This is a genomic window from Flavobacterium algoritolerans, assembly GCF_030010385.1.
GTDB lineage: Bacteria > Bacteroidota > Bacteroidia > Flavobacteriales > Flavobacteriaceae > Flavobacterium > Flavobacterium algoritolerans.
Map to the genome: position 1 here is coordinate 56,738 of NZ_JASCRZ010000005.1, position 14,385 is coordinate 71,122.

Sequence of the window (14,385 nt, forward strand, 5' to 3'; positions counted from 1 at the left end):
CTCCGCAGCTGATGGGATTTTTTTTTATTTATTAGTTTCTAAAAACTCAAAATAGAGCGATCTCGACAAAATTGTCTCATTTTGAACACGAGCTACTTGCCCTTCTTTATAATCATATTTATCTTCCACATTTTCCGGATGGAGTTTAAAATAATCATAATAGGCTTTATGATTAAAATTCAAACTTCTCAGAAAACGTTGTTCAACTCCTTTGTCTACCGAAATATTATAATTAGTAATCAGATTACCCCAATTCACAAAACTGCATAGTAGGATTGTCCCGTAGAAATACCAAATCATTTGATTGAAAAGAAAAGCATTTGTTTTTTGCTTGGTGATTTTTATAAAAGAAATAACCAATCCAATTATAGCTAGAATCAAGAAAGCATAAACACCCAATCTTTTATAAGTCAATCCGAAAAACGAAACGTATTCTGAATTTTTGATGATGGCAGATAGTATTAAAATTCCGTTTAAAAGAATCCAAATCTTAGCTAATTTTTTAAGAATTTTAGCTTTTTCATCAAAATTAAACCCTCCTTTAAAATAGAATAAAATAACACCAACTGCCATTATGATTGAAAGAATAACGGCAGTTACTCTTTCGTGAGTGTCAGAACTTAAGTTAGATTCTTTGACCACTTCAAAAAACTGTTCGTAATTATAAGTTACAATGAAAATCAAAAGCAATACATTTAAAAGAAACAACGTGATCTCTCCACTCCTTCTTTCAAAATCAATATCCAGAAAAGAAAATGAATTTTGATTTTGCCTTTTGGCTTCTTCCTTAAAATCATTGTCCAGTAAATCATTCTTTTCATAACAAACCTCAGGAATCCAATAATTCCAGAAAGTGAACGAAATAAAAAATCCTAAAGCGGTAAGTACTAATGCCTGCCACGCATCAAGATCTAAATAATAACCGGTAAACAAAGACGAAAAATGATCGCTTCCAAAAGAATATACGATTAAAAACAACCCAAGAAATAGGATTGGAATAACAAAATAAGCAATCAGTTTTTTAGCAAAACCGTTATTGACTTTTCGCTTGGGAAGATATTGACTGAACATCAATATGCGACCTAACGAAGCGATTCCGTTGATAATCACCAAAGGAAAAGCCTGTAACAATTTAAGTTTGGGTTCCTGGGTTTTGAATTGTAAAAAGATAATCGACAAAGCCATAGCTAAAAACGATGGGAAATCAGCATACCAGGCAAACGCAAAACAAGACAGAACCGATGTAACCACTAAAACCAAATGCAACCTACTGGTAAATTTCTCTTGGAAGAAATAGCATATTAAGGCGGTTTGCATCATCCCGAAAATGGCCCAATTAAGACCCAAATCTTCGTTGTAAAAAAGCAGTGTAAAAACCAAACTGCTGGCTAAAATAAAGTGTAGTTTTTTCATAATAAAAAATTTAAAAGTACTTTGCATTTCAAAGTATAAAGTTAAAAAAGGGTTATTTCGATTTGATTAATTTTTCTAGACTATTTAAGTGGGAAACAAAAGCTGCTCTACCCATATTGGTAACACGATACGAGGTTTTTGGTTTTTTACCTACAAACTCCTTTTTTACTTCTATATATCCTGATTTTTCCAATGCAGAAGAATGACTTGCTAAATTACCATCGGTAATGTTCAATAAAGATTTCATTTCAGTAAAATCAATCCAATCGTTAACCATCAAAACAGACATAATGCCTAATCTGACTCGACTTTCGAAATCTTTATTTAATTTATCAATGATTCCCATTTCTATTTGTATTTTTTGAATACAATTATTCCGTAAAGGATATGCAAAATTCCAAATCCAATTGCCCAAAAAACAAGTCCGAACCCAAGATAAAAAAGGGAAATACAACCTAAAATAATCTCACACGCACCTAAATATCTAATATCCGAAAAAGTATATTTACCAGCATTAATAAGTGCTAAACCATAAAACAATAAAGTGACAGGAGCAATAAGAGCAAATAACTGGTGGTACAAAAGTGCCATACAAAACACGCCTCCAACCAATAAAGGAATCGCTAGATTCAGTAACATTTTTTTAGTAGTGTTAGTCCAAACCGGTAAATCAAACTTTTTACTTTTTCTCAAAGTAAAAAAAATACCCGATCCTAATGCTAAGACCAAAATTGCCAAAGCAATAAATGCCAGTTCGATTATTAAATCATAACTGTAGCTTTTTTGCTTACCATCAAAATATTCAATGCCATTATACTTAAACAGCTGATAGGCATAAATTGACCCAGCCAATGCAAATAACCCGGCAAATACTCCTGAAAGGCCACTTAACGAAATAAATCTTGAAGAGCGCTCCATCATGGAACGAATATGTGATAAATCTTCTTGAAGCTTTTGACTCATAAATAAAGTACTTTGAATTACAAAGTTATTTATTATTTTTAGATTTCAAAATAGAAATCGATTTAATTTTAATAAATTCTATAAAATGAATGTTTATCCAATGGAAATACCCTTTATTTAAAGGAAAAAGTAATTGTAAAGATTTCGTTTTCTCAAAATCTATTTTGAGCCTACAGAATCCCAACCTTTTTTAAAAGAACCAATAGTAGAATCCCAATCGTAGATTGACTCTATGATAAAAAGCGTAGCAAATCCTAAGAAAAATATTTTTACGTCTCTGTTTGAAATTTTCATTTTTATAATATTTAATTATTTGTCTAAATATATAAAAACTATTTCATGAAATGTCAAAAAAGTAAGATTATGAATGTTAATTATAAAATCAAAACCATCTTTTCCTTTTGAATAAAAACACACCAAAAGCAGATAACAAAACGGATACAGAAATCACAATCCATATTCCATAGCGGTTATCTTCTAAATCATTAGGGACATTCATTCCATACAAACTGGCAATCAATGTTGGAATCATCAGAATTATCGAGATTGAAGTCATCTGCTTCATAATCGTATTCATATTATTAGAAATTACAGAAGCATACGCATCCATTGTTCCGGTCAAGATGTCGCTGTAAATATTAGTGGTTTCTTGCGCCTGACGCAATTCAATTTCAACATCTTCCAACAAATCCATGTCAAAATGTTCCTTTTGAGATTTTATATTCTTGATGCGATGCAACAAAATATCATTACCTTTCAATGAAGTCATGAAGAATACCAAACATTTTTCTATTTGTAGTAAAGCCTGCAATTCTTCATTCTTAATTGACTTTTCTAGATTGTCCTCGGCTAATTTTATTTTTTGGTTGACTTGCTTTAAGTATTTCAAAAACCAAACACTGGAAGAAAGCAATAACTTCAACACTAAATCGAAGTTGTCTTTAATGTTGATATTCTTGCGTTTCGTATAAGTAACGAAATCCGTAAGCATTTCCGTTTTATGAAAACTGATAGTCATACAAACTTCTCCTTTAAAAACAACTCCGACAGGAATTGTATGAAAAGGTAATTTTACATCATTACTTTTCACAGGAATTCGCATGATTATCAAAGTCCAACCATTTTCAATTTCTATCCTTGGTCTTTCGTCAATATCTTCAATATCGTTATAAAATGCTTCGGGAATTTGTAAGTCTTCGAGTAAATATTTTTTTTCTGCTTCGGTAGGACATTCAATATTTATCCAGCAGTTAGGAGTCCATTCTGTAGTGGCAATTAATCCGTTATTGTTTTTGTAAAAAGTTCTCATTTCAAAATTCTATAGGTTTATTTACAGCATCTTGAAAATAGTTCAAGAGCTATATTAGTTCAACATTTCCGAATAATAATCGTCCATTTTAAAGGTCTTTTTTTTAAGTGGTGCAAAAGTATTCTTTAAATTCCGTTTTAGCATCAATTATCAGAATTTTATACATTTTAAAATAAAAAAAGCCTTAAACGTATGTTTAAGGCTATCAATTAAAAACTATTTTTTTTATTTACTTCTTTTCATTTCCCTAGCCAAAAGCGTGTTTTTCAACAACATTGCAATGGTCATAGGCCCTACTCCACCTGGAACTGGAGTGATAAAAGATGATTTTTTACTTACATTTTCAAAATCAACATCACCCGTGATTACATATCCTTTTGGGTGTGAGGCATCTTCTACTCTGGTAATACCAACGTCAATTACTACCACTCCCTCTTTTACCATATCGGCTTTCAAATAATTCGGAACACCAAGAGCGGTGATAATAATATCAGCATTTTTGGTGTATTCTTCAATATTTTTGGTTCTACTATGCGTAAGTGTTACCGTTGAATCACCAGGATATCCTTTGCGACTCATCAAGATACTCATGGGACGCCCCACAATATGACTTCGTCCAATAACTACGGTATGTTTGCCAGCAGTTTCTACTTTGTAACGCTCTAACAATTCCATTATTCCATAAGGAGTTGCGGGCAAAAAGGTTTCCATTTCCAAAGCCATTTTTCCGAAATTGGCAGGATGAAAACCATCAACATCTTTATCAGGATCTATAGCCATTAGGATTTTCTGCTCGTCAATGTGTTTGGGCAAAGGCAATTGAACGATATAACCATCTAAATCACTATCTTCATTTAGTTCTTTTATTTTTGAAAGCAACTCTGTTTCAGTAATCGTTTCTGGCAATGCCACTAAAGTAGATTCAAAACCAATTTGCTGACAAGACCGCACTTTACTGCCAACATAAGTTAAGCTGGCTCCATTAGTACCAACAATAACGGCTGCTAAATGAGGTACTTTATCCCCATTGTCTTTCATTTTTTGTACTTCTGCAGCGATTTCACTCTTAATATCTTCCGCTGTTTTTTTTCCGTCTAGTAGTTGCATTTTAATTTAGTTTATAGTTTTAAAGCCGAAAGTCTTAAAGTCATTACAACCTTAAGACTTTCTACTTTTGACTCATTTTTATCTCATTCCTGGCATTCCGCCTTTCATGCCGCCCATCATCTTCATGAGGTTTTTTCCTCCCGGGCCTTGCATCATTTTCATCATTTTGCTCATTTGTTCGAACTGCTTCATCAATTGATTTACCTGCTCAATTTTGGTTCCTGAACCTTTAGCAATTCGAGCTTTTCTTTTTACATCAATCAAAGTCGGCTTGCTTCTTTCAATTGGAGTCATCGAATGAATGATAGCTTCAATATGTTTGAAAGCATCGTCTTCAATCTCAACATCTTTCATGGCTTTTGAAGCACCTGGTATCATTCCAACCAAGTCTTTCATATTACCCATTTTCTTTACTTGTTGAATTTGGGAAAGGAAATCATCAAAACCGAATTCGTTTTTAGCAATTTTCTTTTGGATTTTTCTTGCTTCTTCTTCGTCAAATTGCTCTTGGGCTCTTTCTACCAAAGACACAACGTCTCCCATCCCCAATATTCTTTCGGCCATACGAATTGGATAGAACACATCAATGGCATCCATCTTTTCCCCAGTACCTACAAACTTGATTGGTTTATTAACAACCGATTTAATCGAAATTGCTGCTCCACCACGCGTATCACCATCTAATTTGGTTAAAATAACACCATCAAAATTTAATCTTTCATTGAAGGCTTTTGCCGTATTTACAGCATCTTGGCCTGTCATTGCATCAACAACAAACAAGGTTTCATTAGGTTGAATCGCTTTATGAACGCGTTCAATTTCGTTCATCATTTCCTCATCGACTGCTAAACGACCCGCAGTATCAACAATCACTACATTGAATCCATTTGCTTTAGCATGCTTAATTGCATTTTGAGCAATTTCTACTGGATTTTTATTTTCTGGTTCTGAATAAACCTCAACTCCTATTGAATCTCCAACAACATATAATTGTTGAATCGCCGCAGGACGGTAAATATCACACGCTACCAATAATGGTTTTTTATTCTTTTTTGTTAAAAGATAATTTGCCAATTTTCCTGAGAAAGTAGTTTTCCCTGAACCTTGTAAACCTGACATTAAAATAATCGATGGATTCCCTGAAAGATTGATTCCGGCAACATCACCACCCATTAATTCTGTCAATTCATCTTTCACTAACTTCACCAATAATTGTCCAGGTTGAAGGGTAGTCAATACATCCTGACCTATTGCTTTTTCTTTTACTTTAGTGGTAAAATCTTTGGCAATTTTAAAATTGACATCGGCGTCAAGTAAGGCACGACGAACTTCTTTTAGCGTTTCGGCTACATTTACTTCGGTGATTTTTCCATGACCTTTAAGTATATGAAAGGCTTTATCTAGTTTATCGCTTAAATTATCGAACATAGTATTGATTTATTTTGAGATGCAAATTTAAGCATTTGATTTTGAAGTTGTATTCATAATATTATAAAAAAAACAGCCTTTTTTGAGACTGTTTCTAAAGTTTTACTAAATCGTTAAACGATATAAATTTATTTTTTTTCGAAAGTCAAATAATTGATTCCATCAACATTGCCAGATTTACTTTTTAACCGAACCTTAGTTTCCGTAATTTCAGTAACATCCCAATGCTGCGTTAACTCAATTAATTTATCCGGACTTGAAAACGAAATGGCAAAATCCAAATCATTATCTGGATTATCATCAATACTATTCGATTTTAGAACGGACCAATTTCCAATAAAAATATTTTCACCATTGCTGGAAGTCAAAATTTCATTCGTTCCAAAAGTGAAATTATATCCTAAATATTCATTGGTCATATTACTATTTTTATCAAGAAAATAGCTCACTTTCCAATTTCCTTGACTTAGTATACTGTTTACCTGTGCCAGATTATTTTTTTCAATAGATACTACTTCGGGATCATCAGCACAACATGTTCCGGCTACATTCAGCAAAAACAGACCAAACAAAAGCGGGTAAAAAAATATCTTTTTCATGATCAAAATATTTATTTGATACTAAATGTACCAAAAAAATATTATTTTCACAATGAATGCCTTAAAAAAATATTACATTCTCTCCGGAACGTTAATTCCTAACAGACTAAATGAGGCTGCAATAGTATCTGCTACTTTTTTAGACAATTGAACTCTGAAAATTTTCTTCTCTAAATCCTCTTCTCCAAGAATAGGAACAGCTTGATAGAACGAATTGTATTCACGAACTAAATCATAAGTGAAATTTGCAAGCAAAGCAGGACTGTGATGCTGCGCTGCATTTTGAATAACTTCAGGAAACAACTCTAATTGTTTCACCAGTTCTTTTTCTTTTTCATGAAGCACAGTCATTTTTGATTTATTCGAAAAGTCAAAATTTGCTTTACGAATAATCGATTGAATTCTGGCGTACGTATATTGAATAAACGGCCCAGTATTTCCAGCAAAATCTACCGATTCTTCCGGATTAAAAAGGATTCGTTTTTTAGGATCCACTTTTAAAATATAATACTTCAAAGCGCCTAAACCTATAGTATTGTATAATGTTGCTTTTTCATCAGGAGAATAAGAGTCTAATTTCCCTAAATCTTCTGCAATTTTTTGTGCAGTATCTGCCATTTCCTGCATCAAATCATCGGCATCAACAACAGTTCCTTCACGGCTTTTCATTTTCCCCGAAGGCAAATCTACCATTCCGTAAGACAAATGGAATAAATTTTTAGACCAGTCAAAACCTAATTTTTTCAAGATAAGAAACAACACTTTAAAGTGATAATCCTGCTCATTTCCTACCGTATAGACCATTCCACCTACATCCGGATAATCCTTCACACGCTGAATTGCTGTTCCAATATCTTGCGTCATGTAAACCGCAGTTCCATCTGAACGCAAAACAATTTTACGGTCTAAACCTTCGTCCGTTAAATCAATCCAAACAGAACCGTCAGGATCTTTTTCGAAAACACCTCTGTCCAAACCAATCTGAACCACATCTTTCCCTAATAAATAGGTGTTACTTTCGTAATAATAACAATCGAAATTTACTCCTAAATTTTTATAAGTAGTAGCAAAACCATCGTAAACCCATTGATTCATTGTTTTCCAAAGTGTGATTACAGCATCATCTCCAGCTTCCCATTTCAACAACATTTCCTGTGCTTCCAGAATGATTGGCGCTTGTTTCTTAGCTTCTTCCTCTGTTTTGCCTGCGCTTATTAATTGCGCTATTTCTTCTTTGTATGCTTTATCAAAAGCTACGTAATAATTTCCAACTAATTTATCTCCTTTTAAACCTGTACTTTCCGGCGTTTGTCCGTTTCCAAATTTTTGCCAAGCCAACATCGATTTGCAAATATGGATTCCTCTATCATTAATGATTTGAGTTTTATACACTTTCTTACCCGAAGCTTTGATAATTTCCGCTACTGAATATCCCAAAAGATTATTACGTACGTGACCTAAATGCAAGGGTTTATTAGTGTTTGGCGAAGAATATTCCACCATTACCGCTTTATCTTCTGGATTTGGAGTAACGAAACCAAATTTAACATCATCTTTTATTTCTCCGAAGAAATCCAAATAGTAGTCATCTGAAATAACAATATTCAAAAACCCGGAAACTACATTAAAACGACTTACCTCAGCTACATTTTCGACTAAATAGTTTCCTATTTTATTTCCCAATTCTACTGGATTGCTTTTAACAACTTTTAACAATGGAAAAATAACCATTGTAATATCCCCTTCAAATTCCTTGCGTGTAGTTTGAAATTCAACTTTATCAATCGTAACGTCGAACAAGACTTTTACAGCTTTTTCAATAGAGGGCGTAAGAATTTGTGGTAATGTCATTTCGTGTATTGGTTTTAAGGCTGCAAAGATAGTCATATTGCAGTAATTTGAAAATTGGAAAACAAGATAATTTGCACCTAAAAATGAAGTGTTTAACCTTGTTTAAGGTATAAATCCATATTTTTTTCAAAAATCGATGTAACAAAATCTATGTTCAGAAGTCTATTAAGTAAATTTTAATATTTCGTATTTGTTAAAAAATGTTAAATATTATTAAAAAAGGTATTATGTTTAACATAGTATTATATAAAATAATATATTTGCATCATCAATCAATTAAATCAAACTCAATCATGAAACTTAAATTACTTTTAATCTGCTTTTTCGGAACGTTGTTTTCGATGCAGGCTCAAACTTCGGTCAAACCGACAATTCTGGAAAAATCTGGAATTATCTCTGGAAAAATCACTGACAAAAAGACTAACGAACCATTACCGTATGTAAATATTGTGGTAAAGGAAAATGATAAAGTCGTTACTGGCGGCATCACATCTGACAAGGGAACTTTTCAAATAAAAAATTTAGCTTTAAAAGATTACACAGTTGAAATCCAATTTATAGGTTACAAAACAATCTCAAAATCGGCAAAATTATCAGAAGACAATAGCATCAATTTTAATACAATTGCACTAGAAGAAGATGCCGTTCAATTAAAAGGTGTAGAAATAGTAGCGGAACGTTCTACTATTGAACAAAAAATTGACAGAAAAGTAATCAATGTTGGAAAAGACTTGACTACCGCTGGTGCAACTGCATCCGAAATCATGAATAATATTCCTTCTGTAAATGTAGATCAGGACGGAAAATTATCCTTACGCGGCAACGAAAACGTACGTGTTTTAGTAGATGGTCGTCCGAGCAATATTGAAGCTTCACAATTATTGAAACAAATTCCATCCACTTCCATTAAAAAAATTGAATTAATCACTAATCCAAGTGCCAAATACAATCCTGAAGGAATGTCAGGAATTATCAATATCGTTTTACATAAAAATGCAAATGACGGATTTAATGCCAGCGTTAATACGGGTCTAACTTTTGCACAAACACCAAAGATTAGCAACTCGATTAACATGAATTATAGAACCGGTAAAGTGAACTTTTTCTCCACTTATGGGAATAATTTTGGTAAAAGATTCAATGAAGGACAAATCTCAAGACTTGACGACAAATCTAATCAAATGTTTGATATTGTGAATGATAACAAATCTCATTTATTCAAAATTGGAATGGATTATTACATCAATGACAAAAACACTATTTCTGCCTATACTAATCAAAACATATTTGTTGGAGATGGTATTGTGGATGTGAACATTGTAAATCCTGATGCCTCACAAAATTTGCTACTGAATTCTAAATACTTTTCAGATAATACGGACGGTACATATAATTTAGTTTACAAACATTTAACCAAAAAAGAGGGAGAAACGCTGGATTTAGAGATAAACCACAGCATTTATTCTGAAAATCAAAATGCTGACTTCAGAACTACTTTTAATAATCCAAGTATTCCTACTAGCTCTTATACCGATAATCTTGACGAAAAAAGAAGAAATTCTACCATCAATTTAGATTATGTAAATCCGCTAAATGACAAGACTAAACTAGAATTAGGTGCCGAAAGCAGAATTGTAAGAACCGAAAACAATTACATCACCAACAACAGTTCTTTATCCAATTCTGATTACACCTATGATTTAGACATTTATTCGGCTTATGCTACTTTTGGACAGAAATTCAAAAAAATAGGATACCAATTGGGTGCCCGTTTTGAAAGTTACAAGGTAAGTGCAATGTTAAACGGCGCTACTGCTTACAAGGACGATTACTTCACTGTATATCCTTCGGCTTCGATGACTTATTCTCCAACCGACAAAAATCAGTTTCAAATCAGTTTCAGCCGCCGTGTAGACAGACCTAGCTTAGATCAAACTAAACCCATCAGAGAATTCAGCACACCAAGAGTAACCTCAATAGGAAATCCTGAATTAGATCCACAATTTACCAATTCGATTGAATTAAATTATACTAAAACAATTACTAAAGGATCATTCACCACAGGTCTTTTTGTACGAAGCATCAATAACGAAATCAACAGAATTCTCTATCCAGATCCACAAAATCAGGACCAACAAATTATGAGTTTTGATAACTTCGACAACAATACAGCCTATGGTTTTGAAGTTTCTTTAAACTACAAAATCAATAGTTGGTGGGACATCCAACCGGCAATAGATTTTTCTAGTATCAACCAAAAAGGATTGGTTTCAGTATTTAATTCAACCAGCAATTCATTTGATTTGGTTTCCAAAGAAGTTACTGCATCAGCTTTCAATGCCCGTTTCAACAGTAATTTCAAAGCAACTAAAAGCCTTCGTTTTCTTTTATTCGGATTCTACAGATCTGGGGTTGACGGTGTGCAATTTAACGGTAAAGAAATGTATAAAATTGATGCCGGCGGACGTTATTCATTCCTAAAAGACAAAGCCACGCTAAGTTTTCGTTTCAATGATGTTTTCGACACTATGAAAGCTGGTTTTGATGGACAAAACCCTTATCCGCAAGTAGGTCAATTTACTTGGGAAAGCCAATCGGTTTATGTTGGTTTCAACTACATCTTTGGTGCAGGAAAAAATAAAAGTTTACAACGTAAACAAAGAGACAACAATACCAAACAAGACGGTGGAGGATTGTTTTAAACGAGAAACATAATGCTTATAAAAATTAGTTTTAATATTTTGTTGTAGCAAGAAAAACCCGGAGTATGCCAACTCCGGGTTTTTCGATTTAAAGAATTACTCTTTTACAATTATTACAAATTAGCTTTCAACGCTTTTACTTCATTACCATTTGCTATTTCACTTGAGTCCGTTATAGCAGAGGAATGATAGAAAACAGCTTTCGTTTTTTCTTTTAATACTCCAATATTCGTGGAACGCAAACCACCACCCGGCATGATGGTAATCCTATTATTTGCCTTTTCTGTTAATGTTGCCAATACATCAATTCCTTCAGTCACATTTGTTTCTACTCCAGAAGTCAAAATGGTTTTAAAATCACATTCAATTAGAGATTCTAGAGCTTGAAATTTATTTTTAATTCCATCAAAAGCACGATGAAACGTACATGGAAGTGGATTTGCCAACGCTACTAATTCCGCATTTTGTTCTTTATTAAGTCTACCGTCTTCTTTTAAAATTCCAAAAACAAAACCATCAACTTTTAGTTTTTTGAACTGCTCAATTTCAGTTTTCATTTGTTCAAATTCAAAATCAGAATAAACAAAATTTCCACCACGAGGCCGAATCATTACATTCAAATCGATAGACAGAGTATTACGGACAGCTTTAGTTATTTCAAAATCTGGCGTTGTTCCTCCTTCTTTCATATTGGCACATAATTCTACTCTATCGGCACCATTTTCTTGAGCTATCCTAGCCGATTCAAGATTAAAACACGCTATCTCCAGTCTCCCTTTTTTCATTTATTTCAAAAAATAATCGGCATCAATTAATCGGTTTCCCGTTGCATCATTAACGGCGTAGTTAAAACCTCCTTGAATGCAATAGGAACCATATTCCCCTTTTTTATTCAAGGCGATGAAACCAACTTGAATGTCTTTTAGTTCTTTATTTCTATTCTTTGTTAATTTTACAATTCTGGCAACCGCTTCTTCACAGGCTTTTTGTGGCGATTTCCCCTGACGCATCAATTCGACAACCAAGTGGCAACCTGAAATACGTATCACTTCTTCACCATGACCAGTGGCAGTGGCAGCGCCAATTTCATTATCAACATACAAACCAGCTCCTATAATTGGTGAATCTCCTAAACGTCCATGCATCTTAAAAGCCATTCCACTTGTGGTACACGCACCGGAAAGATTCCCGTCAGCATCCAAAGCAATCATCCCGATGGTATCGTGATTTTCTATATTGGCAATCGGTTTATATTGACTGGTTTTCAACCATTCTTTCCATTCTTTTTCAGAATCTTCAACTAATAAATTTTCTTTTACAAAACCTTGAGAAAGTGCAAACTGTAGCGCTCCATCACCCACTAACATTACGTGCGGCGTTTTTTCCATCACCGCTCGAGCCACAGCGATAGGATGTTTTATAAATTCTAAACACCCTACTGATCCAATATTTGCATTTTCATCCATAATACATGCATCAAGTGTAACCCGACCATCTCTATCAGGTCTTCCGCCATACCCTACGCTTCGTTCTTTTGGATCACCTTCGGGAACTTTAACTCCTGCTTCTACAGCATCTAAAGCTCTTCCATTATTTTTTAAAACTTCCCAAGCGGCTGCATTGGCTTGTATTCCAAAATTCCATGTAGAAAGTACAATGGGTTTACTCCCCTTTTTAGATGAAAAATCATTTTCTTCTTCTGGTTTCCCTTTAAATGAATTTAATGCCACAGCTGCAGAAGCAATCGCCGCTGTTCTTATAAAATTTCTACGGTTTGTCATATTTTCGATTTTATATTAGTTCTTTCTACTTTAATTTGGTTCCTCAAATCTAAAACATCGTATTCAAATAAAAAAGTCTGCACAATGGATTGTGCAGACTTTGAATATTTTTATCAGAACAGTACTATTGAAATACTATTTAGTCACCGTTATTTACCATTTAATAATAGCACTTCCCCAAGTAAAACCACTTCCAAATGCTGCCAGAACAACAGTATCACCTGATTTTATTTTTCCTTTTTCCCAAGCTTCGGTTAAAGCAATTGGAATAGAAGCTGCAGTCGTATTTCCGTATTTTTGAATATTATTATATACCTGGTCGTCTGTCAAATTGAATTTCTTTTGGATAAACTGTGAAATTCTCAAATTTGCCTGATGCGGAATTAACATATCAATATCCGAAACCTCTAAATTATTCGCTTGCAATCCCTCATTAATAACTTCACTGAAACGAACTACTGCATTTTTAAATACAAATTGCCCATTCATATATGGAAAATAACTTTCGTCATCCGGATTATTGTCAGCCAAAATATCTGTTACCCAACGCCCTCCCATTCCTGGAGCTTTTACAATTAATTCTTCGGCATGTTGCCCTTCAGAATGTAAATGCGTAGATAAAATTCCTTTTGTCAAATCTTCTTCTCTACTTAAAACAGCTGCTCCTGCCCCATCTCCAAAAATTACTGAAACACCACGTCCACGAGTTGTCATATCCAATCCTGTAGAATGAACCTCAGACCCAATAACCAATATGTTTTTATACATTCCGGTCTTGATATATTGATCTGCAACAGATAAAGCATAAATAAATCCAGAACATTGATTTCTTACATCTAATGCGCCAACGGTTCTTAAACCTAAATCACGTTGTACTAAAACTCCTGGCCCAGGGAAATAAAAATCAGGACTTAATGTTGCAAAAACTACAAAATCAATATCCGCCGCAGCTACGCCAGAACGCTCAATCGCAATTTTAGCCGCTTTCACGCCCATAGAAGTTGTTGTATCCTCTCCTTTTATTATGTGTCTGCGTTCTTGAATTCCTGTTCTCTCCTGAATCCACTCGTCATTGGTTTCTATAATTTTGGATAAATCGTCATTAGTCACTACGTTTTCGGGAACATAATAACCTAATCCTGCTATTTTTGAATGATACATATATTATTGTTATTTTATTAAAATACGAGTGCAAATTTAAAACATACTAAAAAATATGAGCTCACAAATTA

Annotated in this window: 13 protein-coding genes; 1 reads left to right on the forward strand and 12 read right to left on the reverse strand. The window is 33.6% G+C overall.

Features of this window, described 5'->3' with window-relative positions; all coding sequences use genetic code 11:
- Positions 1-24: 24 nt before the first annotated feature.
- From QLS65_RS11400 to argS, 9 genes are all read right to left on the reverse strand, one after another.
- Complete coding sequence (locus QLS65_RS11400) at positions 25-1,413, reverse strand: DUF4153 domain-containing protein (protein ID WP_282717785.1); 1,389 nt, start codon at positions 1,411-1,413, stop codon at positions 25-27.
- Positions 1,414-1,465: 52 nt separating this feature from the next.
- Positions 1,466-1,759 (reverse strand): winged helix-turn-helix domain-containing protein, encoded by a 294-nt coding sequence (locus tag QLS65_RS11405; protein ID WP_282717790.1) that lies wholly within the window; start codon positions 1,757-1,759, stop codon positions 1,466-1,468.
- A 2-nt stretch (positions 1,760-1,761) separates the two neighbouring features.
- On the reverse strand, positions 1,762-2,376 hold the full coding sequence (locus QLS65_RS11410) for a hypothetical protein (RefSeq protein WP_099713302.1): 615 nt from the start codon (positions 2,374-2,376) through the stop codon (positions 1,762-1,764).
- A gap of 159 nt (positions 2,377-2,535) precedes the next feature.
- Entirely contained in the window at positions 2,536-2,670 is a 135-nt protein-coding gene (locus tag QLS65_RS11415) for a hypothetical protein (RefSeq protein WP_282717796.1), read from the reverse strand.
- Between the two features lie 88 nt (positions 2,671-2,758).
- Complete coding sequence (locus tag QLS65_RS11420) at positions 2,759-3,685, reverse strand: magnesium transporter CorA family protein (RefSeq protein ID WP_282711546.1); 927 nt, start codon at positions 3,683-3,685, stop codon at positions 2,759-2,761.
- A 225-nt stretch (positions 3,686-3,910) separates the two neighbouring features.
- The gene (locus QLS65_RS11425) at positions 3,911-4,792 is read right to left on the reverse strand and encodes a bifunctional 5,10-methylenetetrahydrofolate dehydrogenase/5,10-methenyltetrahydrofolate cyclohydrolase (protein ID WP_282717798.1); all 882 of its coding nucleotides are present in this window, start codon (positions 4,790-4,792) and stop codon (positions 3,911-3,913) included.
- 78 nt (positions 4,793-4,870) lie between these two features.
- The gene (ffh, locus tag QLS65_RS11430; RefSeq protein ID WP_282717800.1) at positions 4,871-6,220 is read right to left on the reverse strand and encodes a signal recognition particle protein; all 1,350 of its coding nucleotides are present in this window, start codon (positions 6,218-6,220) and stop codon (positions 4,871-4,873) included.
- Positions 6,221-6,348: 128 nt separating this feature from the next.
- Positions 6,349-6,819 carry a hypothetical protein gene (locus QLS65_RS11435; protein WP_282717802.1) on the reverse strand — a complete coding sequence of 157 codons (471 nt, stop codon included), beginning with the start codon at positions 6,817-6,819 and terminating at the stop codon, positions 6,349-6,351.
- 72 nt (positions 6,820-6,891) lie between these two features.
- Positions 6,892-8,670, reverse strand: a complete 1,779-nt coding sequence (gene argS / locus QLS65_RS11440; protein ID WP_282718188.1) for an arginine--tRNA ligase — start codon at positions 8,668-8,670, stop codon at positions 6,892-6,894.
- Positions 8,671-8,963: 293 nt separating this feature from the next.
- Between argS and QLS65_RS11445 the strand changes: the two genes are divergently transcribed.
- Complete coding sequence (locus QLS65_RS11445) at positions 8,964-11,372, forward strand: TonB-dependent receptor (protein WP_282717804.1); 2,409 nt, start codon at positions 8,964-8,966, stop codon at positions 11,370-11,372.
- Positions 11,373-11,485: 113 nt separating this feature from the next.
- On the opposite strand, the gene QLS65_RS11450 is transcribed toward QLS65_RS11445, so the two are convergent.
- The 3 genes from QLS65_RS11450 to QLS65_RS11460 form a co-directional block, all read right to left on the reverse strand.
- Entirely contained in the window at positions 11,486-12,157 is a 672-nt protein-coding gene (locus QLS65_RS11450) for a copper homeostasis protein CutC (RefSeq protein WP_282711551.1), read from the reverse strand.
- Positions 12,158-13,153 (reverse strand): isoaspartyl peptidase/L-asparaginase family protein, encoded by a 996-nt coding sequence (locus tag QLS65_RS11455; protein WP_099713309.1) that lies wholly within the window; start codon positions 13,151-13,153, stop codon positions 12,158-12,160. It abuts the gene before it with no gap.
- A gap of 153 nt (positions 13,154-13,306) precedes the next feature.
- Positions 13,307-14,314 carry a 3-oxoacyl-ACP synthase III family protein gene (locus QLS65_RS11460; protein WP_282717807.1) on the reverse strand — a complete coding sequence of 336 codons (1,008 nt, stop codon included), beginning with the start codon at positions 14,312-14,314 and terminating at the stop codon, positions 13,307-13,309.
- Positions 14,315-14,385 lie beyond the last annotated feature (71 nt).